Origin of the sequence: Streptomyces triticirhizae, from assembly GCF_003696235.1 — a bacterium.
GTDB lineage: Bacteria > Actinomycetota > Actinomycetes > Streptomycetales > Streptomycetaceae > Streptomyces > Streptomyces triticirhizae.
This window is the reverse complement of record NZ_RFFJ01000046.1, coordinates 14,436-33,357: the sequence shown is the minus strand read 5'-3', so window position 1 is coordinate 33,357 and position 18,922 is coordinate 14,436. Positions and strand designations below refer to the sequence as shown.

At 73.2% G+C, this 18,922-nt stretch carries 18 protein-coding genes, 1 pseudogene and 1 riboswitch; of the genes and pseudogenes, 11 read left to right on the top strand and 8 right to left on the bottom strand.

What is annotated here, in order from left to right:
• The first annotated feature begins 151 nt into the window (after positions 1-151).
• A complete protein-coding gene (locus EBN88_RS31185) occupies positions 152-598 on the top strand; it encodes a hypothetical protein (protein WP_199742319.1) in 447 nt (148 codons plus the stop codon).
• A 16-nt stretch (positions 599-614) separates the two neighbouring features.
• Here EBN88_RS31185 and EBN88_RS11235 read toward each other — a convergent pair.
• Positions 615-746 (bottom strand): annotated as a pseudogene (locus EBN88_RS11235) (XRE family transcriptional regulator); the annotation flags it as partial.
• Positions 747-882: 136 nt separating this feature from the next.
• On the opposite strand from EBN88_RS11235, the gene EBN88_RS11230 reads away from it, so the two are divergent.
• The 3 genes from EBN88_RS11230 (at position 883) to EBN88_RS11220 (ending at position 4,258) form a co-directional block, all read left to right on the top strand.
• The gene (locus EBN88_RS11230) at positions 883-1,620 is read left to right on the top strand and encodes a class I SAM-dependent methyltransferase (RefSeq protein ID WP_233580598.1); all 738 of its coding nucleotides are present in this window, start codon (positions 883-885) and stop codon (positions 1,618-1,620) included.
• A gap of 19 nt (positions 1,621-1,639) precedes the next feature.
• Positions 1,640-2,404, top strand: coding sequence for a MerR family transcriptional regulator (locus EBN88_RS11225; RefSeq protein ID WP_122183688.1), 765 nt, complete (start codon positions 1,640-1,642; stop codon positions 2,402-2,404).
• A gap of 249 nt (positions 2,405-2,653) precedes the next feature.
• Positions 2,654-4,258, top strand: coding sequence for a threonine/serine exporter family protein (locus EBN88_RS11220; RefSeq protein ID WP_233580597.1), 1,605 nt, complete (start codon positions 2,654-2,656; stop codon positions 4,256-4,258).
• Positions 4,259-4,309: 51 nt separating this feature from the next.
• Here the strand turns inward: EBN88_RS11220 and EBN88_RS11215 are convergent, their stop codons facing one another.
• Complete coding sequence (locus EBN88_RS11215) at positions 4,310-4,627, bottom strand: DMT family transporter (protein WP_122183681.1); 318 nt, start codon at positions 4,625-4,627, stop codon at positions 4,310-4,312.
• Between the two features lie 14 nt (positions 4,628-4,641).
• Positions 4,642-4,704: riboswitch (guanidine-III (ykkC-III) riboswitch) on the bottom strand.
• An 84-nt stretch (positions 4,705-4,788) separates the two neighbouring features.
• On the bottom strand, positions 4,789-5,286 hold the full coding sequence (locus EBN88_RS11210) for an inorganic diphosphatase (protein ID WP_122183680.1): 498 nt from the start codon (positions 5,284-5,286) through the stop codon (positions 4,789-4,791).
• Between the two features lie 109 nt (positions 5,287-5,395).
• Here EBN88_RS11210 and dacB point away from each other — a divergent pair, with 109 nt between their 5' ends.
• The 6 genes from dacB to folE all read left to right on the top strand — a co-directional run bounded on the left by dacB (position 5,396) and on the right by folE (position 13,489).
• Positions 5,396-6,793, top strand: coding sequence for a D-alanyl-D-alanine carboxypeptidase/D-alanyl-D-alanine endopeptidase (gene dacB, locus EBN88_RS11205; RefSeq protein WP_122183679.1), 1,398 nt, complete (start codon positions 5,396-5,398; stop codon positions 6,791-6,793).
• Between the two features lie 495 nt (positions 6,794-7,288).
• Entirely contained in the window at positions 7,289-8,482 is a 1,194-nt protein-coding gene (locus EBN88_RS11200) for a zinc-dependent metalloprotease (protein ID WP_122183678.1), read from the top strand.
• 226 nt (positions 8,483-8,708) lie between these two features.
• Positions 8,709-9,800, top strand: a complete 1,092-nt coding sequence (gene tilS / locus EBN88_RS11195; protein ID WP_122183677.1) for a tRNA lysidine(34) synthetase TilS — start codon at positions 8,709-8,711, stop codon at positions 9,798-9,800.
• A gap of 94 nt (positions 9,801-9,894) precedes the next feature.
• The gene (gene hpt / locus EBN88_RS11190; RefSeq protein ID WP_193317965.1) at positions 9,895-10,449 is read left to right on the top strand and encodes a hypoxanthine phosphoribosyltransferase; all 555 of its coding nucleotides are present in this window, start codon (positions 9,895-9,897) and stop codon (positions 10,447-10,449) included.
• 230 nt (positions 10,450-10,679) lie between these two features.
• Positions 10,680-12,725, top strand: coding sequence for an ATP-dependent zinc metalloprotease FtsH (gene ftsH / locus EBN88_RS11185; protein WP_122183685.1), 2,046 nt, complete (start codon positions 10,680-10,682; stop codon positions 12,723-12,725).
• 146 nt (positions 12,726-12,871) lie between these two features.
• Positions 12,872-13,489: a GTP cyclohydrolase I FolE gene (gene folE / locus EBN88_RS11180; protein ID WP_122183676.1), complete on the top strand. Its 618-nt coding sequence runs from the start codon at positions 12,872-12,874 to the stop codon at positions 13,487-13,489.
• A gap of 317 nt (positions 13,490-13,806) precedes the next feature.
• Here folE and EBN88_RS11175 read toward each other — a convergent pair whose 3' ends face one another.
• The 4 genes from EBN88_RS11175 to EBN88_RS11160 all read right to left on the bottom strand — a co-directional run bounded on the left by EBN88_RS11175 (position 13,807) and on the right by EBN88_RS11160 (position 17,115).
• A complete protein-coding gene (locus EBN88_RS11175; RefSeq protein WP_147472706.1) occupies positions 13,807-14,481 on the bottom strand; it encodes a hypothetical protein in 675 nt (224 codons plus the stop codon).
• A 123-nt stretch (positions 14,482-14,604) separates the two neighbouring features.
• The gene (locus EBN88_RS11170) at positions 14,605-15,588 is read right to left on the bottom strand and encodes an ABC transporter substrate-binding protein (RefSeq protein WP_122183674.1); all 984 of its coding nucleotides are present in this window, start codon (positions 15,586-15,588) and stop codon (positions 14,605-14,607) included.
• On the bottom strand, positions 15,585-16,337 hold the full coding sequence (locus tag EBN88_RS11165; RefSeq protein ID WP_122183673.1) for an ABC transporter permease: 753 nt from the start codon (positions 16,335-16,337) through the stop codon (positions 15,585-15,587). The genes EBN88_RS11170 and EBN88_RS11165 overlap by 4 nt, the downstream gene beginning before the upstream one ends.
• Before the next feature lie 25 nt (positions 16,338-16,362).
• A complete protein-coding gene (locus EBN88_RS11160; protein WP_122183672.1) occupies positions 16,363-17,115 on the bottom strand; it encodes an ABC transporter permease in 753 nt (250 codons plus the stop codon).
• Positions 17,116-17,156: 41 nt separating this feature from the next.
• Here EBN88_RS11160 and EBN88_RS11155 point away from each other — a divergent pair, with 41 nt between their 5' ends.
• Entirely contained in the window at positions 17,157-18,320 is a 1,164-nt protein-coding gene (locus EBN88_RS11155) for an ABC transporter ATP-binding protein (protein WP_122183671.1), read from the top strand.
• A 25-nt stretch (positions 18,321-18,345) separates the two neighbouring features.
• Here EBN88_RS11155 and EBN88_RS11150 read toward each other — a convergent pair whose 3' ends face one another.
• Positions 18,346-18,849, bottom strand: coding sequence for a DUF3180 domain-containing protein (locus tag EBN88_RS11150; RefSeq protein WP_122183670.1), 504 nt, complete (start codon positions 18,847-18,849; stop codon positions 18,346-18,348).
• Positions 18,850-18,922: the final 73 nt, after the last annotated feature.

The window sequence follows — 18,922 nt, the reverse complement described above, 5'->3', positions numbered from 1 at the left end:
CTGGTCGCGGCCAGCGCCGCCGGGCACGGCCGCGGCGACGCGGCGGCCGTCGTCGAGACCTACGACCCGCGCCGCACCGCGCGCGGCCCGGCCGCCGGCTGAACGCGGCCCCCGCACCCGTCCGAACCGTCTCACCAACACGAGGTACCCCATGGGTCGAGGCAACGGCGCCCGCCCGGACCGCGCGCCCGGCGGCGGCATCCGCAGGGGCGTCCTGGGCAGCTTCGCCGGCGCGCTGCTGGAGTGGTACGACTTCTTCATCTACGGAACGGCGTCCGCGCTGGTCATCGGCTACAACCTGGGCCCGACCGCGATGCTCGCCGTCCAACCGACCATGTTCGCCCGGAGGTTCGGCACCCGGGTGCGCTACACCGGGCTCTCCCTGGCCTACCAGGTCTCCGCGATCCTGGGCGGGCTGACCCCGCTGATCGCCAGCGCCCTCCTGGCCGCCGGCGGCGGCGCCCCCTGGCTGGTCGCCGCCTTCACGACGGCCGTCGCCGTCCTCTCCTGGCTCTGCGTCCGCGCGATCACCACCACCCCACCGACCCCGACGACCACGCCGGCCCCGCACCCGACCACCGAGCCCGTTCCCCACTGACGCGGCGGCCGCCTCTCTACTCGGGCGGGCGGCTGTACCGCTCCAGGGCCGACCGGCCCGTGGACCGATCGGCGAGGCGCGACTCCCACGGTCCGTTGTTCACATCGAAGTCCTTGCCGAAGCCGATCCACTGCCCGGCCATGCGGCGTCACCGACTCCCGTCCGGGCCTCGTGCTCCCTCGATGCCTCCATGTCATGCCCTCCTGGTCCGTCCGTGTGAGCCCGGGCCCCGGGCACCGGAAGCCTCGGCCGGGCGCCGGAAGCAGGGAAGGAGCGGACGGCTCATGACGGAGGTCCCCAACGTCGCCTGGGACGCCTATGCGGCGACAGAGCCGCAGCGCCGGGTGACCAACGCCAGCGGCGAGCGCACCTGGTGCGACTGGACGCGGTACCCGGATCACGGGCCCGGCGCCGAGCTGCTCTCGCTGCCGCCCGGTGGGCGCGTGCTGGACCCCGGCTGCGGCTCGGGCGGGAACCTCGCCCATCTCGCCACGCTCGGGATGGAGGCCGTGGGGGTGGACCTCTCTCCCGCGCGACTCCGCGAGGCGCCGGAACGGTGGCCCGATGTCGAGGGCATGAGCCCGCACTGCGGCGACGCGCTCGCCTTCCTCGCGGTACAGGAACCGTTCGACGCGGTCTACTCCGTCTTCGGCGCGGCCTACCTCACCGATCCGCACACCATGTTGCCCGCCGTGCACGCCCGGCTCCGGCCGGGTGGCGTGTTCGCCCAGTCCCAGCGGCCCGCCGTCGAGGGCTGCTACGGCTGCCGGGCCTCCTACATCCCTCGGGGACCGGGCGAGGAGCCGGCCGTGGCCCGTCGGTGGGACCACGCGCCCGACGAGTGGGGGCGGATGCTCCGTCATCCCGCCCCCACACGGCAGCGGCAGGACCGGCACCCTGCTGGTGCGGGCGCGCCGGGGGGTGAACCCGGGCCACGCGGCCGACGGGCGGGGGAACGCGCGGCCGTGGCCGTTCCCGGGTTGCACCTCACGTCGCGGGATGCCGCACTGTGGGGGCCGTAACGACGGGAAGGAGGCGGACGTGAGCTACTCCGTCGGCCGGGTCGCCGAGCTGTCCGGGGTGACGGTGCGCACGCTGCACCACTACGACGAGATCGGGCTGCTGGTGCCGGGCGAGCGCAGCCCGGCCGGGCATCGGCGGTACGGGGAACGGGACCTGGACCGGTTGCAGCGCATCCTCTTCTACCGGGAGCTGGGCTTCCCGCTGGAGCGGATCGCGTCGCTGCTGGACGACCCGGAGGCGGACCCGCTGCGCGAACTGCGCCGGCAGCACGCGCTGCTCACCGGCCGGATCGAGCGACTGCGGGCGATGGTCGCGGCCGTCGAACGAGCAATGGAGGCACGGCACATGGGGATCAACCTCACCCCCGAGGAGCGGTTCGAGGTCTTCGGCGACCACGACCCTGAGCGGTACCGGGAGGAGGCGGAGCGCCGCTGGGGCGACACCGACGCCTACCGGGTCTCGCAGCGCCGCGTGGCCGACTACTCCAAGGAGGACTGGCGGCGCATCAGGGCCGAGGCCGACGCGCTGAACGAGCGGCTCGCCGGGCTGCTGGCCTCGGGCGTCGCGCCGGACTCGGTGGAGGCGATGGACGCCGCCGAGGAGCACCGGCGGCAGATCCGCGACACCTACTACGACTGCTCCCACGCGATGCACACCAACCTGGCCGAGCTGTATGTCGCGGACGAGCGGTTCACCCGGGTCTATGACGCGGTCCGGCCGGGGCTGGCGGCGTTCCTCCACGACGCGATCCTCGCCAACGCGGCCCGCGCCGGGCGCTCCTGACGCCGCCCCAGGGCCTCCGCCGGCCGGCGGAGGGGGCGTTGTGGGGGAAATCACCGGGCGTCCCGGGCCGGCCAACGGAGGTGGTCGGCCCGGGACGCCCGCCGTTGTCGCAGGTCAGCACGGTCCGTGCGGGCCGGGGCCGCCCGGTGCCGCCGCGCCGGAGGCCCCGAGATCCACTTATGCTGCGCTGGAGGGCTCTTGGCGGGGCCATGTCCGGACATAGGCGTAGCGAAGGAGCGGGAGCGACACGTGGCCGGGGAGAGCACCTGGGCGACCGGCGAGGAGCCCACGGAGCAGGAGACGACCTCCGGTTTCGCCGTTCCCGAGGGCCTGGAGCTGCCGCCGGCGGAGAGCGACCACCCCAGCTCCGAGTTCGCGCTGCCCGAGGGGCTCTCGGTGCCGCCGAGGGAACGGCCGCACAACGAGTTCACGCCGGCCGAGGGGGTGCCGGCGTTCAGCCGGGGCACCCCGTGGCAGGACCGGATGCGGACCATGGTGCGGCTGCCGGTGGCCGAGCGGCCCGCGCCGGAGCGCGCGCCGGTGGTGGACGAGGGCGAGGCCGCGCCGGCCGTGCCCCGCGTGCTGGACCTGACGCTGCGCATCGGGGAGCTGCTGCTCGCCGGTGGTGAGGGCGCCGAGGACGTCGAGGCCGCGATGTTCGGCGTCGCCCACGCCTACGGCCTCGACCGCTGCGACGCCACCGTCACCTTCACCCTGATCTCCATCACCCACCAGCCCTCGCTGGTGGAACCCTCCGTATCCCTCTCCCGCACGGTGCGCCGCCGGGGAACGGACTACACCCGGCTCGCCGCCGTCTTCCGGCTGGTGGACGACATCACCTCGGGCGAGGTCAGCCTGGAGGAGGCCTATGGCCGGCTGGCCCAGATGCGGCGGAACCGGCACCCCTACACCAAGTGGCAACTCACCATTGCCGCCGGCCTGTTGGCCGGCGCGGCGAGCACCCTGGTGGGCGGCGGCTGGCAGGTCTTCCTGCTGGCCGTGATAGGCGCCATGGTCGGGGACCGGCTGGCGTGGCTGGCGGCGGGGCGCGGGCTGCCGGAGTTCTACCAGTTCGTCGCGGCCGCGATGGCGCCCGCGCTGGTCGGGGTGGTCTGGGCGGCCAGCCACACCTCGGGCCGGGGCGAGGCGCAGGCCGCCGCGATGATCACCGGCGGGCTGTTCGCGCTGATCCCGGGGCGGGCGCTGGTCGCCGGCGTGCAGGACGGGCTGACCGGCTACTACCTCACCGCCTCCGCCCGCCTGCTGGAGGTGATCTACCTCAGCGTGGGCATCGTCTGCGGGGTGCTGGCGGTGCTCTACATCGGCGAGACCTCGGGGGTGCGGCTCGACCCGGAGGTCATGACCAGGGCGGTCCGCCCGGCGATCCAGCTGGGCGCCGCGCTGCTGCTGTCCCTGACCTTCTGCGTGCTGCTCCAGCAGGAACGTTCCACGGTGCTGCCGGCCACCGTCAACGGCGGAATCGCCTGGCTGGTCTACGGCTCGATGCACGACATCGCGGGGCTCTCCCCGTTCGCCGCGACCGCCGTCGCCGCCGGGATGGTCGGCCTCTTCGGGCAGCTCCAGTCCCGCTACCAGTTCACCTCCTCGCTGCCCTATGTCACGGCGGCGATCGGGCCGCTGCTGCCGGGCAGCGCGTTCTACCTGGGGCTGCTGGGCTTCGCCCAGGGCGAGGTGGACTTCGGCCTGGAGAACCTGCTCCGCGCTGTCACCCTGGCGCTGGCCATCGCCGTCGGCGTGAACCTGGGCGGGGAGATGGCCCGGCTCTTCATCAAGACGCCGGGCCTCACCTCGCCGATCGGCCGCCGGGGCGCCAAGCGCACCCGGGGCTTCTGAGCCGGGGAACGGACGGAACGGGCCGGGGCGGCGGGGCGGTGGTGGCGCCGGTCAGTGGCTGGTGAGCTTCAGGCCGACCACGCAGCCGACCAGGCCCAGCAGGAGCAGCACCCGCAGCGGGGTGACCGTCTCCGTGCCGTTGGCCATCGCGTAGGCGGCGGTCAACGTCGCCCCGATCGCCACCCAGATCGCATAGCCGGTGCCCACCGGAACGGTGCGCAGCGCATAGGCCAAGCCCACCATGCTGGAGGTCAGCGCGACGGCGAACACCGCCGTCGGCCAGGGGCGCGAGAACCCCTCCGACCTCCCCAACGACGTTGCCCACACGGCCTCCAGCACACCGGAGACCACCAGAACGAACCACGCCATGACGACGAATTCTCCCTGTGCCGTCTTGTCATGGCTGGGTACGGCACCCTCGTCCAGGAGCCGGTCGGGCTCTGTGCGCGAGTGTGGCACAGCGGCGCGCCCGGGGCGAATGGCGCCGGGCGCGCCGGGGTCGCGAGGCGACCCCTCGACTCAACGAGCCGTCAGTGGTGCCCCTCGCCCGCGTCGGCGGCGCGCTTGAGCGACGCCTCGATCTCGGCCTCGGCCTCGGCGCGGCCCACCCAGTTGGCGCCCTCGACGGACTTGCCGGGCTCCAGGTCCTTGTACACCTCGAAGAAGTGCTGGATCTCCAGGCGGTCGAACTCGCTCACGTGGTGGATGTCCCGCAGGTGCTCCATGCGCGGGTCGGAGGCCGGGACGCACAGCAGCTTGTCGTCGCCGCCCGCCTCGTCCCGCATCCGGAACATCCCGATCGCCCGGCACAGGATCAGGCAGCCGGGGAAGGTGGGCTCGTCCAGCAGCACCAGCGCGTCCAACGGGTCGCCGTCCTCGCCGAGGGTGCCGTCGACGTAGCCGTAGTCGGCCGGGTAGACGGTCGAGGTGAACAGGTGCCGGTCCAGCCGGATGCGGCCCGTCTTGTGGTCCACCTCGTACTTGTTCCGCGATCCCTTCGGAATCTCGATGGTGACGTCGAACTCCACTGGGTGGTCTCCTTAACCGATCTACGCACGCGACAGGTGGTTAAGTGTCTCTCACGCAGCCGTCGGTACGCGAAAGGGGCTGGTCGGTACCGTGCGATGGGCAGCTCAGATGGTACGTCGCCACCGTTCGGCGGGCCGGCTGGCGATGGGGTCGGCGACCGCCGGCCTGGCGCTCGCCGCCGGACTCGTCGCGCTCACCGGGCCCTGGGACGGCGGGCAGCGGGCCGCCGAACGCGACCAGGCGACGGCGGCCGACCTGGTGCGCGGGCAACTGCCGGCCGAGCGGCTCGCCGGCACCGTGCCGGCGGCGCCCGCCGTGCTCAGCCCGCTGGACGGCAGCGCCGCCGCCCCCTCCCCGCAGGCGCTGACGCGCACCCTCACCCCGCTGCTGGAGGCCGACGCCCTCGGCGACGAGGCCACCGGCTCCGTGGTGGACGTGGCCACGGGGGACGTCCTCTTCGAGCGGGGCGCCACCGAGGGCCACGCCCCGGCCTCGACCGTCAAGGTGCTCACGGCCGTCGCCGCGTTGGACGCCCTGGGCCCCGAACACCGGCTGACCACCAGGACGGTCGTCGACGCCGACGGGGAGCGGGTCTATCTGGTCGGCGGCGGGGACACCACGCTGACCGCGAACGACCTTCAGGGCCTCGCCGACCGCACCGCCCGGGCGCTGGCGGACCGGGGCGTGGAATCCGTGCGCGTCGCCTACGACGTCTCGGCCTATCCGGCCGAGACTCACCCGATCGGTGTCAACAGCAACATCGCTCCCATCGTCCCGCTCCAGGTGAACGCCGGCCGTCTCGACGACAGCGACCACGGGCCGGCCGACCGCTCCACCGACCCGGCCAGGGACGCGGCCGAGGCGTTCGCCGAGCGGCTGACGACCGCCGGCATCGAGGTGGACGGGCGGGTCGGGGAGCGGACCGCGCCCGACTCGGCCGAGGGCCTGGCCGAGCACCGCTCCGCCCCCGTCGCCTCCCTGGTCGAGCGGATGCTCACCGACAGCGACAACGACCTGGCCGAGGCGCTCGCCCGGATGACCGCGCTCGCCAGCGACGAACCGGGCACCGCGCGCGGCCTTTCCCGCGCCCTCACCTCCCGGGCGGAGGCGCTGGGCGCGCCGCTGGACTCCGTCCGGATCGTGGATGCCAGCGGTCTCGACCGGGACGGGCGGGTCTCCGCCGGCCTGTTGACCGCCGTGCTGGCGGCCGCCGCCGACCCGGGAAGGCCGGAGCTGCGGCCGGCGCTGACCGGGCTGCCGGTCGCCGGCTTCACCGGCACCCTGAGCAACCGCTACGCCGAGGGCGACGGCGCCGACGGGGCCGGCGTGGTCCGCGCCAAGACCGGGACCCTGACCGGCGTCAACACCCTGGCCGGCACCGCCACCACGGCCGACGGCCGGGTGCTGGCCTTCGCCTTCATGGCGGCGGACACCCAGGACGCCCAGGCGGCGCAGGAGGCACTGGACGTGGCGGCCAGCGCGCTCGCGGAGACCTCCGCCGGCTGACGGCCCCCCGCCGGCGCGGCCGCCCGGCCGACGGCGCGGCACGCGCCCCGACCGCGCCGGCGGCACGGAGGCGAGACGGCGGGAGAACGCGGCGGCCAGGGCGGCCCGCAAGGCGAGGAGGAGCAGCGACAACAGGACGGGGAGCGGGGCCGGGACGGGCAGCGGGAGGGGCGGGGAGGAGAGGGACATGGCGGGCGGCTCCTTGATCACGGCGGTGGCGGTGGCCCGGCGTCCCGGGCCCCGGTGACTCCTCACCGGCAGTCACCATCCTGCGGCCAGCGCTCACCCTCCGTCATCAGCCCCCGGGCTGATCTCCCCCCCGCCGACCCCCGCCCCACGGCCTAAGCCCCCAGGCGGAGCGCGCGCCGCCCGTTCACCACTCCGTTCACCACCCGACCGCACCCGACCGCGCACCCGCCCCACCCTCCGGCCTCCGGTCCACCACCGGACCCCGTGGCCTATCCGCTTGCCGCGCGGGCACCGTACCGTTGACGCATGACGAGCCTCGGCGGTACCGACCTGGTGGACTGGAACCTCGCGGTTTCCACGGCGACCCGCTTCGCGCGGCCTGGCCCGGAGGTGAGCCGGGACGAGGCGCGCGCCGTGGTCGCCGAGCTGCGGGCCCATGCGACGGCGGCCGAGGGGCATGTCCGCGCCTACACCCAACTGGACTCGGGCCCGTTGGACACCCCGGTGCTCGTCGTCGACCGCCCCGGCTGGATCAGGGCCAACGTCGCCGGCTTCCGCGAGGTGCTCCAGCCCTTGATGGCGCGGATGCGGGAGCGCCGCTCGGCCTCCCCGGCGGGCGGGATGCTGACCGCCGTCGGCGGCAAGGTCACCGGCGTCGAGGTCGGGATGCTGCTGTCGTTCCTCTCCTCCCGGGTGCTGGGCCAGTACGAGACCTTCGCGCCCGCCACCACCGGGCTGCCGGCCGGCGGTCCCGGCGCGCGGGCCGGGCGGCTGCTGCTGGTGGCGCCCAACATCGTGCAGGTGGAGCGCGAACTCGACGTCCGCCCGCACGACTTCAGGCTCTGGGTCTGCCTGCACGAGGAGACCCACCGCACCCAGTTCACCGCCGTGCCCTGGCTCCGCGACCATCTGGAGAGCGAGATCCAGGCGTTCCTCGCCGAGGCCGACGTCGACCCCGCGACCCTGGTCGAGCGGGTGCGGCAGGCGTTCGGCGCGCTGACCGGGCGGAACGGCCAGGACGCCGCGCGCGAGGCCGTGCCCGACGAGCCGGTCGTGGCGCCGGCCGAGGAGAACGGCGGCCTCGGCATCGTCGACCTGGTGCAGACCCCCAGGCAGCGGGAGATCCTGGAGCGGCTGACCGCCGTGATGTCGCTGCTGGAGGGGCACGCCGACCATGTGATGGACGCGGTCGGACCCGATGTCGTGCCCTCGGTCGGCGAGATCAGGGAGAAGTTCACCCGGCGCAGGGAGACCGGCGCCGGCCGGCTGGACCGGGCGCTGCGCCGGCTGCTGGGCCTGGACGCCAAGCTCCGGCAGTACAAGGACGGCGAACGCTTCGTCCGCACGGTCGTGGAGCGCGCCGGGATGAGCGGGTTCAACAAGGTGTGGACCTCGCCCAACACCCTGCCGACCAAGGACGAGATCGCCGACCCCGAGCGCTGGCTCGCCCGGGTCCGCCCGGAGGGGCACCGGGACCTGCCGGGCGACGGCGCCGCCTGAGCCCGGCGCCCGGCCGCCGACGGCTCCGGTCCGGGAACGGGCGGCCGGTTCCGGAGCGGCGTCCGGTTCCAGAAACGAGCCTGAATCACTCGTATGAGGGACCGTGGCCTCCGGGATGGCGTGCGATGCTCGGGTAACAGCCCTTCTCTGTCACCATTTACGCACCCTGCGTGACAGTCTGCGCGAGGCTCTCCTGTGCCACTCTCCGGAAAGAAGTGATTCGGACATGGGTCCCCATCCCGCGGTCGCCGCGATACGCCTGGCGGTCCGCCGCGTGCTGCACGACATTCGTCACGACGTCGGCTCGCCCTTCCCCGCCGGGCCCCCGCCCCTGGTGCTGGTGGCCTGCTCAGGTGGCGCCGACTCGATGGCCCTGGCCTCCGCGCTCGCCTTCGAGGCCCCGCGCTGCGGCCTGCGCGCCGGCGGCGTCACCGTCGATCACGGCCTCCAGCCGGACTCCGACGTCCGGGCCCGCGAAGTCGCCGAGCGGCTCGCCGAGTTGGGCCTCGACCCGGTGGAACGCAGCTCCGTCACCGTGGGCCACGCCGGTGGCCCGGAGGCCGCCGCCCGCACCGCCCGCTACGCCGCCCTCGACGCCGCCGCCGAACGCCATGGCGCGGTCGCCGTTCTCCTCGGCCACACCAGGGACGACCAGGCCGAGACCGTTCTGCTCGGGCTGGCCAGGGGCTCCGGCACCCGCTCGCTCGCCGGCATGGCCGCCGCCTTCGCCGGCCTGGGCGGCGGCCCAGCGGACGCCGAGGGCACCGCCCCCCGCTACCGCCGCCCGTTCCTGAGCATCGACCGGCAGACGACCCGCAGGGCCTGCCTGGTCCAGTCGATCCCCGTCTGGGACGACCCACACAACTCCGACCCCAGCTTCACCAGGTCCCGGGTGCGTCACGAGGCGCTGCCCGTGCTGGAGAAGGCCCTCGGCCGGGGCGTCGTCGAGGCCCTCGCCCGCACGGCCCAGCTCTCCCGGGACGACGCCGACGCGCTCGACGACTGGGCCAGGGACGCGGAGCGCGACGCCACCCGCCCCGACGGCACCCTGGAGATCGCCGCGCTGCGCGGCCTGCCGCCCGCCGTCCGGCGCCGGGTGCTGCGCCGGGCCGCCATCGCGGCCGGCGCCCCCGCCGGCTCGCTCTTCGCCCGCCACATCGAGGAGACGGACCGGCTGATCACCGCCTGGCGCGGGCAGAGTCCGCTGAACCTGCCGGGGCGCGTCGAGGCCAGCAGGCAGGGTGGCAGACTTGTCCTTCAGCAGGCGAACCGATGGGCCGACGGTTCGGCGGTCACGCCGGGGAGATCTGCCGAGTAGAACGACGCGGAACGAAGCAGAGCGGTCCGCCGGGCGGCGACAGCCGACGACGGGCCGTGACAGGCAGTAGGGCCAGTAGAGAGCAGTGGCACGGGTGCGAGAGTCAGATCTGGGGGCCGACCTGGAGTCGGTGCTCATCACCAGGGAACAGATCGATGCCAGGCTCGGGGAGTTGGCCGCCGAGATCGACGCCAGATACGCGGGCCAGGACCTGCTGCTGGTCGGGGTGCTCAAGGGCGCGGTGATGGTCATGGCCGACCTCGCCCGCGCCCTGTCCACGCCGGTCACCATGGACTGGATGGCGGTGTCCTCCTACGGCGCCGGCACCCAGTCGTCCGGCGTGGTGCGCATCCTGAAGGACCTCGACACGGACATCGCCGGCCGCCATGTGCTGATCGTCGAGGACATCATCGACTCCGGGTTGACGCTCTCCTGGCTGCTGTCCAACCTGGGCTCGCGCCAGCCGGCCTCGCTGCGGATCTGTTCGCTGCTGCGCAAGCCGGACGCGGCCAAGGTCGACATCGACGTGGAGTGGGTCGGCTTCGACATCCCCAACGAGTTCGTGGTGGGCTACGGCCTCGACTACGCCGAGAAGTACCGCAATCTGCCCTTCGTCGGCACGCTCGCCCCGCACGTCTACGGGGAGTGAACGGGAACACCGCCCCGTTCCCCACCGTTGAGCAGGGGGAGACGATCGGTGCCCGATGCCCGGCAGCGCTGAGCGGTCGTACTGGGGTACCGTCGCGTTGTACAGCTCAGCTGAGTCAAGGCCGGGCGCAGATCGGCCGACACTAGGACACCGCGCGCACAGCAGAGCCCGTCCGGGAGCGGCTGTGCCTCTACGTGGCAGGAGGGACGGGGCCGCGCCGCCCCGTATGGATAGACGTGAAGCGCTATTTCCGTGGGCCAGTGATGTGGATCGTGCTGGCCGTCCTCGCCGTCATTCTGCTGATGCAGGTGTTCAGCTCGTCCGAGGGCTACAAGAAGGTGGACACCGGCGAGGTCGTTCAGGCGATCAACCAGAACCAGGTCAGGTCGGCCGAACTCACCACCGGCGACGAGCAGACGATCAAGATCGAGCTGGCCGAGGGCCAGGAGATCGAGGGCAGCGACAAGGTCCAGGCCAACTACATCGACGGCCAGGGTGAGGACCTCGCCAGGAACCTCCAGTCGAAGTTCCAGGACGACGAGCTGGCCGACGGGTACACCGTCTCGCCCAAGTCGCAGAACCCGTTCGTCGGGATGCTGCTGTCCATCCTCCCCTTCCTCCTGATCATCGTCGTCTTCCTGTTTTTGATGAACCAGATGCAGGGCGGCGGCTCCCGGGTGATGAACTTCGGGAAGTCCAAGGCCAAGCTGATCACCAAGGACACCCCCAAGACCACGTTCGACGACGTCGCCGGCTCGGACGAGGCGGTGGAGGAGCTTCAGGAGATCAAGGAGTTCCTCCAGGAGCCCGCCAAGTTCCAGGCCGTGGGCGCCAAGATCCCCAAGGGCGTGCTGCTCTACGGCCCGCCCGGCACCGGCAAGACCCTGCTGGCCCGCGCGGTGGCCGGCGAGGCCGGGGTGCCGTTCTACTCCATCTCCGGCTCGGACTTCGTCGAGATGTTCGTCGGCGTCGGCGCCTCCCGGGTCCGTGACCTCTTCGAGCAGGCCAAGGCGAACGCCCCCGCGATCGTCTTCGTCGACGAGATCGACGCGGTCGGCCGCCACCGTGGCGCCGGCATGGGCGGCGGGCACGACGAGCGCGAGCAGACGCTCAACCAGCTGCTGGTCGAGATGGACGGCTTCGACGTCAAGGGCGGCGTCATCCTGATCGCCGCCACCAACCGCCCCGACATCCTGGACCCGGCGCTGCTGCGCCCCGGCCGCTTCGACCGGCAGATCGCCGTGGACCGGCCCGACATGCAGGGCCGGCTGGAGATCCTCAAGGTCCACCAGAAGGGCAAGCCCGTCGCCCCCGACGTGGACCTGGCCGCCGTGGCCCGCCGCACGCCCGGCTTCACCGGCGCCGACCTGAACAACGTGCTCAACGAGGCGGCGCTGCTGGCCGCCCGGGGCGACGCCAAGCTGATCGACAACAAGTTCCTCGACGAGGCGATCGACCGCGTCGTGGCCGGGCCGCAGAAGCGCACCCGGATCATGAGCCAGAAGGAGAAGATGATCACCGCGTACCACGAGGGCGGACACGCCCTGGTGGCCGCCGCGTCGCCCAACAGCGACCCGGTGCACAAGGTGACCATCCTCTCCAGGGGCCGCGCCCTGGGCTACACCATGGTGCTGCCCGAGGAGGACAAGTACTCCACCACGCGGAACGAGATGCTGGACCGCCTGGCGTACATGATGGGCGGCCGGGCCGCCGAGGAGCTGGTCTTCCACGACCCGACGACCGGCGCCGGCGACGACATCGAGAAGGCCACCTCCACGGCCCGCGCGATGGTCACCCAGTACGGCATGACCGAGCGGCTGGGCGCGATCAAGTTCGGCAGCGACAACTCCGAGCCGTTCCTGGGCAAGGAGATGAGCCACCAGCGCGACTACTCCGAGGAGGTCGCCGGGCTGGTGGACGAGGAGGTCAAGAAGCTGATCGAGTCCGCGCACAACGAGGCGTGGGAGATCCTCGTGGAGAACCGGGACGTCCTGGACAACCTGGTGCTCGCGCTGCTGGAAAAGGAGACGCTCAACAAGGAGGAGCTGGCCGAGGTGTTCCGGCCGGTGGTCAAGCGCCCGCCGCGCCCCGCGTGGACGGGCTCCACCCGCCGCGCCCCGTCGACCAGGCCGCCGGTGACCTTCCCCACCAAGGAGATCAGCATGGCCAACGGCTCGGCCAACGGCGCGAGCAACGGTGCCGCGAGCGGCGCCGGCCTGGAGAGCGGCGGCCCGTCGTCGCTGGAGAAGTCGCCCGAGCCCAGGCCGGAGGACTGACCCGACCCCTCGGACTCCGTTCGGTGTCGCCGTTCGGTATCGCCGTTCGGTCCGGAATGCCCGTCGCGCCCCTCACGTTCTAGGGTGAGGGGCGCGGTCCTGTTCGGAGGGCCTGCCGTCACGAGGAACGAGGAACGGGGAACGGTATGACTGACCCGGTGACGTTGACGGGCGGGGAGTCCGCACCGGGGCCGATCGGCGAGTTCGACGAGAAGCGCGCCGAGAACGCCATCAGGGAACTCCTCCTCGCCGTGGGCGAGGACCCGGACCGCGAGGGGCTGCGGGACACTCCGGCGCGGGTGGCCAGGGCCTATCGGGAGATATTCGCCGGGCTCTGGCAGCGGCCCGAGGACGTGCTGTCCACGACGTTCGACCTGGGCCACGACGAGATGGTGCTGGTCAAGGACATCGAGGTGATGTCCTCCTGCGAGCACCACCTGGTGCCGTTCGTGGGGGTCGCGCACATCGGCTACATCCCGGCCAGCAGCGGCAAGATCACCGGGCTCTCGAAGCTGGCCCGCCTGGTCGACGTCTTCGCCCGCCGCCCGCAGGTGCAGGAGCGGCTGACCACCCAGATCGCGGACTCGATGATGCGCATCCTGGAGCCGCGCGGGGTGATCGTGGTGGTGGAGTGCGAGCACATGTGCATGACGATGCGCGGGGTGCGCAAGCCGGGCGCGAAGACGACGACGTCGGCGGTCCGTGGGCAACTGCGGGACCCGGCGACGCGGGCCGAGGCGATGAGTCTGATCCTGTCCCGGTAGGCGCGGGGCGCGGGGCGCTGGCCTTTCGGGGAGGCGCGGCGCGCCGCGCGCGCGGTGCGGTGGCGTGGGGGTGTTTCACGAGGGATCGTTGCCCTGCGGGCGGCGGTTGCCCCTGCCGGGCTGTGCCCGGGGGCGCCAGGCTGCCGGTGGCGGGGCCTTCGCGAGGAACGTGGACCGTGCCCGGGGAGCGCCCACGGACGTGACGCCGCCCCGGCGGGCGGAGGTCCCGCTGACCGTGGGCGTGCCGCCCCGGGTGGGGAGGCCGGCCGGCGGGAGAGGAGGCGGGCGGGTGCGGAAAAGAACCCCCGGCCAGGGGCTCAGCGGGTGCGGCCGAAGAAGTCGAAGCCGCCGGTGCGTTGGGGCGGGGGCTGGAGGGCCTGCGGCTCGGGCGCGGGGCGGAGGGCCTCGCGCTCCGCGCGTTGGCGGGCCACATGGCGGGAGAGGTGACTCAGCGCCTCGTACGCCTGCCGGTAGGTGAGCGGCGTCGGGGCGCCGCCCGCCGTGCGGTGGTCGGCGGCCCTGGCCGGCAGCGCCTTCGCCGGCTCGGCGGCCTCCAGGGCCAACTGCCGCCGGCCCTCAAGGGCCTTGGCCCGTTCGCTCTCCGCCGTGGCGTAGCGGCGCAGCAGCGCCGCGTGTTCCGAGCGGAGCCGGCCCAACTCGGCGCGCTTGTCGGTGACCTTGGCCTCCAGGGTGGCGATGAGTTCCTGCGCCTCCTCCAGTTCGGCCTGCCGTTCCTCGACCTTCCAGGCGAGGCCGGCCCGGCCGGCGCGTTCGCGCGCGACCTGGCGGCCGGCCGCCAGGTCCCAGCGGCGGAGCGCCACGGCGGCGGCCACGGCGGCCAGCGCGGCCACGGCGGTCAACGAGCGCAGGATCAGCGCCTCCTCGTCACCGACGAGCCAGGCCGCGCCGGCGCTGGCGAGCGCGAGCGCGGCCAACGAGGCCGGGAGCAGCACCCTGTGCAGCGCCTGCTTGCGGTGACGTCCACGTGCCATGGTCGCAACCTACCGTGGTGCGAAGGGCGCGCGGGAGGGTGACCGGCGGGTTGTGCCCGGTCGGTTATCAGTGCCGGGCGGCGGTGGGGCGGGCCCGCGCGGCGGGGCGCGGGCCCGCGCGCGTCACTCGCTGACGAGACCCCGCTCGACCAGGTAGGCGTGGGCGACGTCCTCCGCCTTCTCGCGTTCGGAGACCACCGCCCGGGTCATCTCCCGCAGTTCGTCGGTGGTGAGGGTCGCGGTCAGCTCCTTCAGGGCGGCGATGGCGTCCTGCTCCTCGCCGAGGCTGTCGGTGTTGAGGACCGGCACCAGGTTGTCGGCCTGCTGGAGGTTCTGGTCGTCCTCCAGGGTCACCAGGCCGAAGTCCTCCAGCACGGCGTCCGTCGTGGAGACGAGGGCCAGTTCGGCCTCGCCGCGCTCGACCGCCTGCTTGCTCTGCACGGTGCCGACGCCGAGCGGGACGATCTCGGTGATGTCGATGCCGTAGGTGTTCTCCAACCCCGGTTCGCAGAACGGCCGCTGGGGGCAGTCCTCGCCGGCGGCCAGGCGGATCGGCTCGCCGAGTTCACCCAGATCGGTGAGGGTGCTCAGGTCGTTCTCCGTCGCGAACTCCTCGGTGACGGCGAACGCGTTCTGGATGGCGGCATCGCCCGCGTCCAGCACCGTCAGGCCCCTGGGCTCGGCCAGTTCGCGGAGCGCGGCCACGGTCGGCTCGACGTCGGCGGAGGCGACGGGTTCGGCGTCGGGGCCGTTGACGTCGGTGTTGAGGAACTCGGCCAGCGTCGCCGCGTATTCGGGGACGACGTCGATGCCGCCGTTCTCCAACTCGGGCTCGTACAGCTCGCGGCTGTCCACGTTGGTGATGGAGACGGAGTAGCCGGCCTCCTCCAGCACGCCGGCGTACAGCTCGGCCATCAGCGTCGCCTCGGTGAAGCTGGCGCCGCCGACGGTCACCGAGCCCTTGTCGCCGCTGCCGTCGGAGCCGCCGGATTCGTTCTCCTCCAGGCTCTCCCCGCCGCAGGCGGTCAGCGCGAGGGTGAGGGCGGCGAGCCCGGCGAGGGTGAGCCGGGTGCGGCGGGCCGCGCCGGTGGTGGGTGTCGCGGTCACGTGGTCTCCATCTCAGGTGTGGTCGTGGCCGGGCGGTGGGACGCCGGGGGCCGTTCGTCGTCGGGCGCGCGCCGGTTCGGGCGGCGGTGGGGGTCGGTCAGCCGTTGGAGCAGCGCGAGCGCGCCCTCCACCAGCAGGGCCAGGCCGGCGACCAGGACGGCGCCGGCGAAGACCTGCGCCGTGTTGTTGGTGTCGAAGCCGGCGGTGATCACCCGGCCGAGGCCGCCGCCGCCGGCCAGCGCGGCGAGCGAGGCGGTGGCCACCAGCTGCACCGCAGCCGTGCGCAGCCCCGTCATCAACAGCGGGTAGGCGAGCGGGAGTTCCACCCGGAACAGCAGTTGGAACGGGGACATGCCCATGCCCCTGGCGGCCTCCACCACGTCACGGTCGGCCTCGGCGACCCCCACATAGGCGTTGGTGAGCAGCGGCGGCACCCCGAAGAGCACCAGCGCGATGATGGTGGGGGCGTCCCCGTGTTCGCCGACCGGGCTGATGGTGAGCAGCACCAGCACCGCGAAGGTGGGGACGGCGCGGCCGGCGTTGGAGATGTTGATGGCCAGCGCGCCGCCGAGCCGCCGCCCGCCGCCGTGCCCGAGCCAGGCGGCCAGGGGCAGCGCGACGGCCGCCGAGATCAGCAGGCAGAGGCCGGTGAGCTGGAGGTGCTCGGCCAGCCGCTGCCACACGCCGCCCCGTCCCGACCAGTGGTCGGCGGTGGTCAGCCACGCCCAGGCGTCGACGATCGCGTTCATCAGCGCGCTCTTCCTCCCCGGGCCTTCAGGCCGTGGCCCGCTGGTCGAGGACCGCGTCGCGCGCCTCGGCGCCGGCCGCCCTGCGGGCCCTGCGGCCGCCGCCGGCGGCCCTGGTCCACGGGGTGAGCAGGCGTTGGAGCCCGAGCAGCAGCAGGTCGGCGGCGATGGCCAGCAGCACGCAGAGCACCGAGGCGGTGAGCACCTGGGCCTTGAAGTAGCTGTCCATCGCCGCGTAGATCAGGTTCCCCAGGCCGCCGTTGTCCACGATGGCGCCGACGGTGGTCAGCGAGACGGCCGAGACGGTGGCGATCCGCAGGCCGGCCATCAACGCCGGGAGCGCCAGCGGCAGTTCGACGGTGAAGAGCAGCCGGGTCCGGCCGTAGCCCAGGCCGACGGCCGCCTCGCGCGCCTCGGCCGGCACCGAGCGGAGCCCGGTGAGGACGTTGCGCACCAGGATGGTCAGCGAGTACAGCACCAGGCCGCAGATCACCAGCGAGACGGAGATCCCGAACACCGGCAGCAGCAGCGCGTACATGGCGAGCGTGGGGATGGTGTAGAGCACGGTGGTGGCGCCGAGGATGCCGGCGGAGGCCAGTCGCCAGCGGCGGGCCAGCAGGGCCAGCGGGAACGCGAGCAGCACCGCGATGCCCACCGAGGTGACCGTGATCACCACATGGTCGACGGTGGCTTCGGTCAACTCTTCACTGCGACTGCGCAGATACTCTCCGCAGATCCAGTCGTTGGCCGCCAGACAGCTCTGGGCGGTTGCCGCACTCATGTTCCAGCACCCTAGACGGTTAACCTGACAGAATCATGAACATGTTGCGGTTCGAGCACGTCTCCAAGCGCTACCCCAACGGCACGGTGGCCGTGGACGACCTCGACTTCGAGGTCGCCGAGGGCGAGTTGGTCACGCTGGTCGGCCCGTCCGGCTGTGGCAAGACGACCACGATGAGGCTGGTCAACCGGCTGGAGGAGCCCACGTCCGGCCGCATCCTGCTCGGCGGCGAGGACATCGCCGGCGTCGACCCGGTGAGGCTGAGGCGCCGGATCGGCTATGTGATCCAGCAGGTCGGCCTCTTCCCGCACCGCACCGTGCTCGACAACACCGCGACCGTGCCCGTGCTGCTGGGCCGGGGCCGGAAGGCCGCCCGGCGGCGCGCCGCCGAACTGCTCGAACTGGTGGGCCTCGACCCGGCCGTCTACGGCGGCCGCTACCCCGACCAGCTCTCCGGCGGGCAGCGGCAGCGCGTCGGGGTGGCCAGGGCGCTGGCCGCCGACCCGCCGGTGCTGCTGATGGACGAGCCGTTCGGCGCGGTGGACCCGGTGGTGCGGGAGCGGCTCCAGAACGAGTTCCTCCGGCTCCAGCGGGAGGTCCGCAAGACGGTGCTCTTCGTCACCCACGACATCGAGGAGGCCGTGCGGCTCGGCGACCGGATCGCGGTCTTCGGGCAGGGCCGGATCGAGCAGTACGACTCCCCGGCCGCCGTGTTGGGCGCGCCGGCCACGGACTATGTCGCCTCGTTCGTCGGCAGCGACCGTGGCCTCAAGCGGCTGTCGGTGACCCCGGTGGAGCGCGGCGACCTGGAGCAGCCGCCCGTGGTGCACCTCTCCGACTCGATGGCCACCGCCCAGGAGCGGATGCGGGCCGATGGCGTGCGCTGGGCCGTGGTGCTGGACGAGGACGACGTGCTGCACGGCTGGGTGTCGGTGGCGGAACGGTCCGGGACGCCGAGCGGCACGGTCGCCGAGCACGCGCGGCGGATGGAGGCGTGGCTGCCGTTGGGCGCCTCGCTGAAGAACGCGTTCGCGACGATGCTCCAGTACGACGCCGGCTGGATCGCGGTGTTGGACGAGGACGACCGGCTGTTGGGGGTGCTCACCCCGACCACGCTGCACGAGGCGCTGCGGCGTTCCATCGACGCCGACACCCGCTCGGTGGAGCGGGCCGAGGTGGAGCTGGAGTCGGTCAGCGGGGTCTGAGCCCTGGGCTTTTCGGAACGGGAGGTCAGACCGGGGAGCGCATCGGGCCGCCCGGCTCGTCGTCGTTGCCCTCCCCGTCGGGCAGGCGGCAGACCCGCTCCAGATAGAGCGCGGCGGCGACCACGGCGATGCCGGCGACCACCGCGAGCCCGGCGTAGAGCGCCTGGTCCCTGCGGTTGGGCACGTCCATCCGCTCCAGCAGCAGGAACAGCCCGAACCCGCCGTACGCCCCGGCCACCAGCGCGGAGACCAGCCCGCTGGCCTGCCCGAAGACCACGGCCCGCGCCGCGCTCAGCCGGTCAACCGGCCGCGCGTCGGGCCGCCGTTCGCGCAGCGCGCGCAGCCGGGAGCGCAGCGAGAGCGCCGTGGCCAGCAGCACGGCGGCGATCAGCGCCAGGATCACGGGCGCGAAGAGGGGAACGGCCGGCAGCGTGTTGCCCATCGAGTCCCAGAGTCCGGCCCCCGCCCAGCACAGGCCGAACGCGGCGGCGAACAGCCCCGCCAGCGTCCCGATCCGCAGTTGGTTCACCGCTCCGCTCGCCCCTCGTCCGTGTCGTTCCTCTGCCGCGCCCTGGCCTTGCCCCGGCCAACCCCCGGAGTCG

Coding starts and splice junctions, on each gene's coding strand:
- dacB (WP_122183679.1), top strand. CDS start 5,396: ATGGTACGTCGCCACCGTTCGGCGGGCCGGCTGGCGATGGGGTCGGCG.
- folE (WP_122183676.1), top strand. CDS start 12,872: ATGACTGACCCGGTGACGTTGACGGGCGGGGAGTCCGCACCGGGGCCG.
- tilS (WP_122183677.1), top strand. CDS start 8,709: ATGGGTCCCCATCCCGCGGTCGCCGCGATACGCCTGGCGGTCCGCCGC.
- EBN88_RS11155 (WP_122183671.1), top strand. CDS start 17,157: ATGTTGCGGTTCGAGCACGTCTCCAAGCGCTACCCCAACGGCACGGTG.
- EBN88_RS11160 (WP_122183672.1), bottom strand. CDS start 17,115: ATGAGTGCGGCAACCGCCCAGAGCTGTCTGGCGGCCAACGACTGGATC.
- EBN88_RS11165 (WP_122183673.1), bottom strand. CDS start 16,337: ATGAACGCGATCGTCGACGCCTGGGCGTGGCTGACCACCGCCGACCAC.
- EBN88_RS11175 (WP_147472706.1), bottom strand. CDS start 14,481: ATGGCACGTGGACGTCACCGCAAGCAGGCGCTGCACAGGGTGCTGCTC.
- EBN88_RS11230 (WP_233580598.1), top strand. CDS start 883: ATGACGGAGGTCCCCAACGTCGCCTGGGACGCCTATGCGGCGACAGAG.
- EBN88_RS11200 (WP_122183678.1), top strand. CDS start 7,289: ATGACGAGCCTCGGCGGTACCGACCTGGTGGACTGGAACCTCGCGGTT.
- EBN88_RS31185 (WP_199742319.1), top strand. CDS start 152: ATGGGTCGAGGCAACGGCGCCCGCCCGGACCGCGCGCCCGGCGGCGGC.
- EBN88_RS11215 (WP_122183681.1), bottom strand. CDS start 4,627: ATGGCGTGGTTCGTTCTGGTGGTCTCCGGTGTGCTGGAGGCCGTGTGG.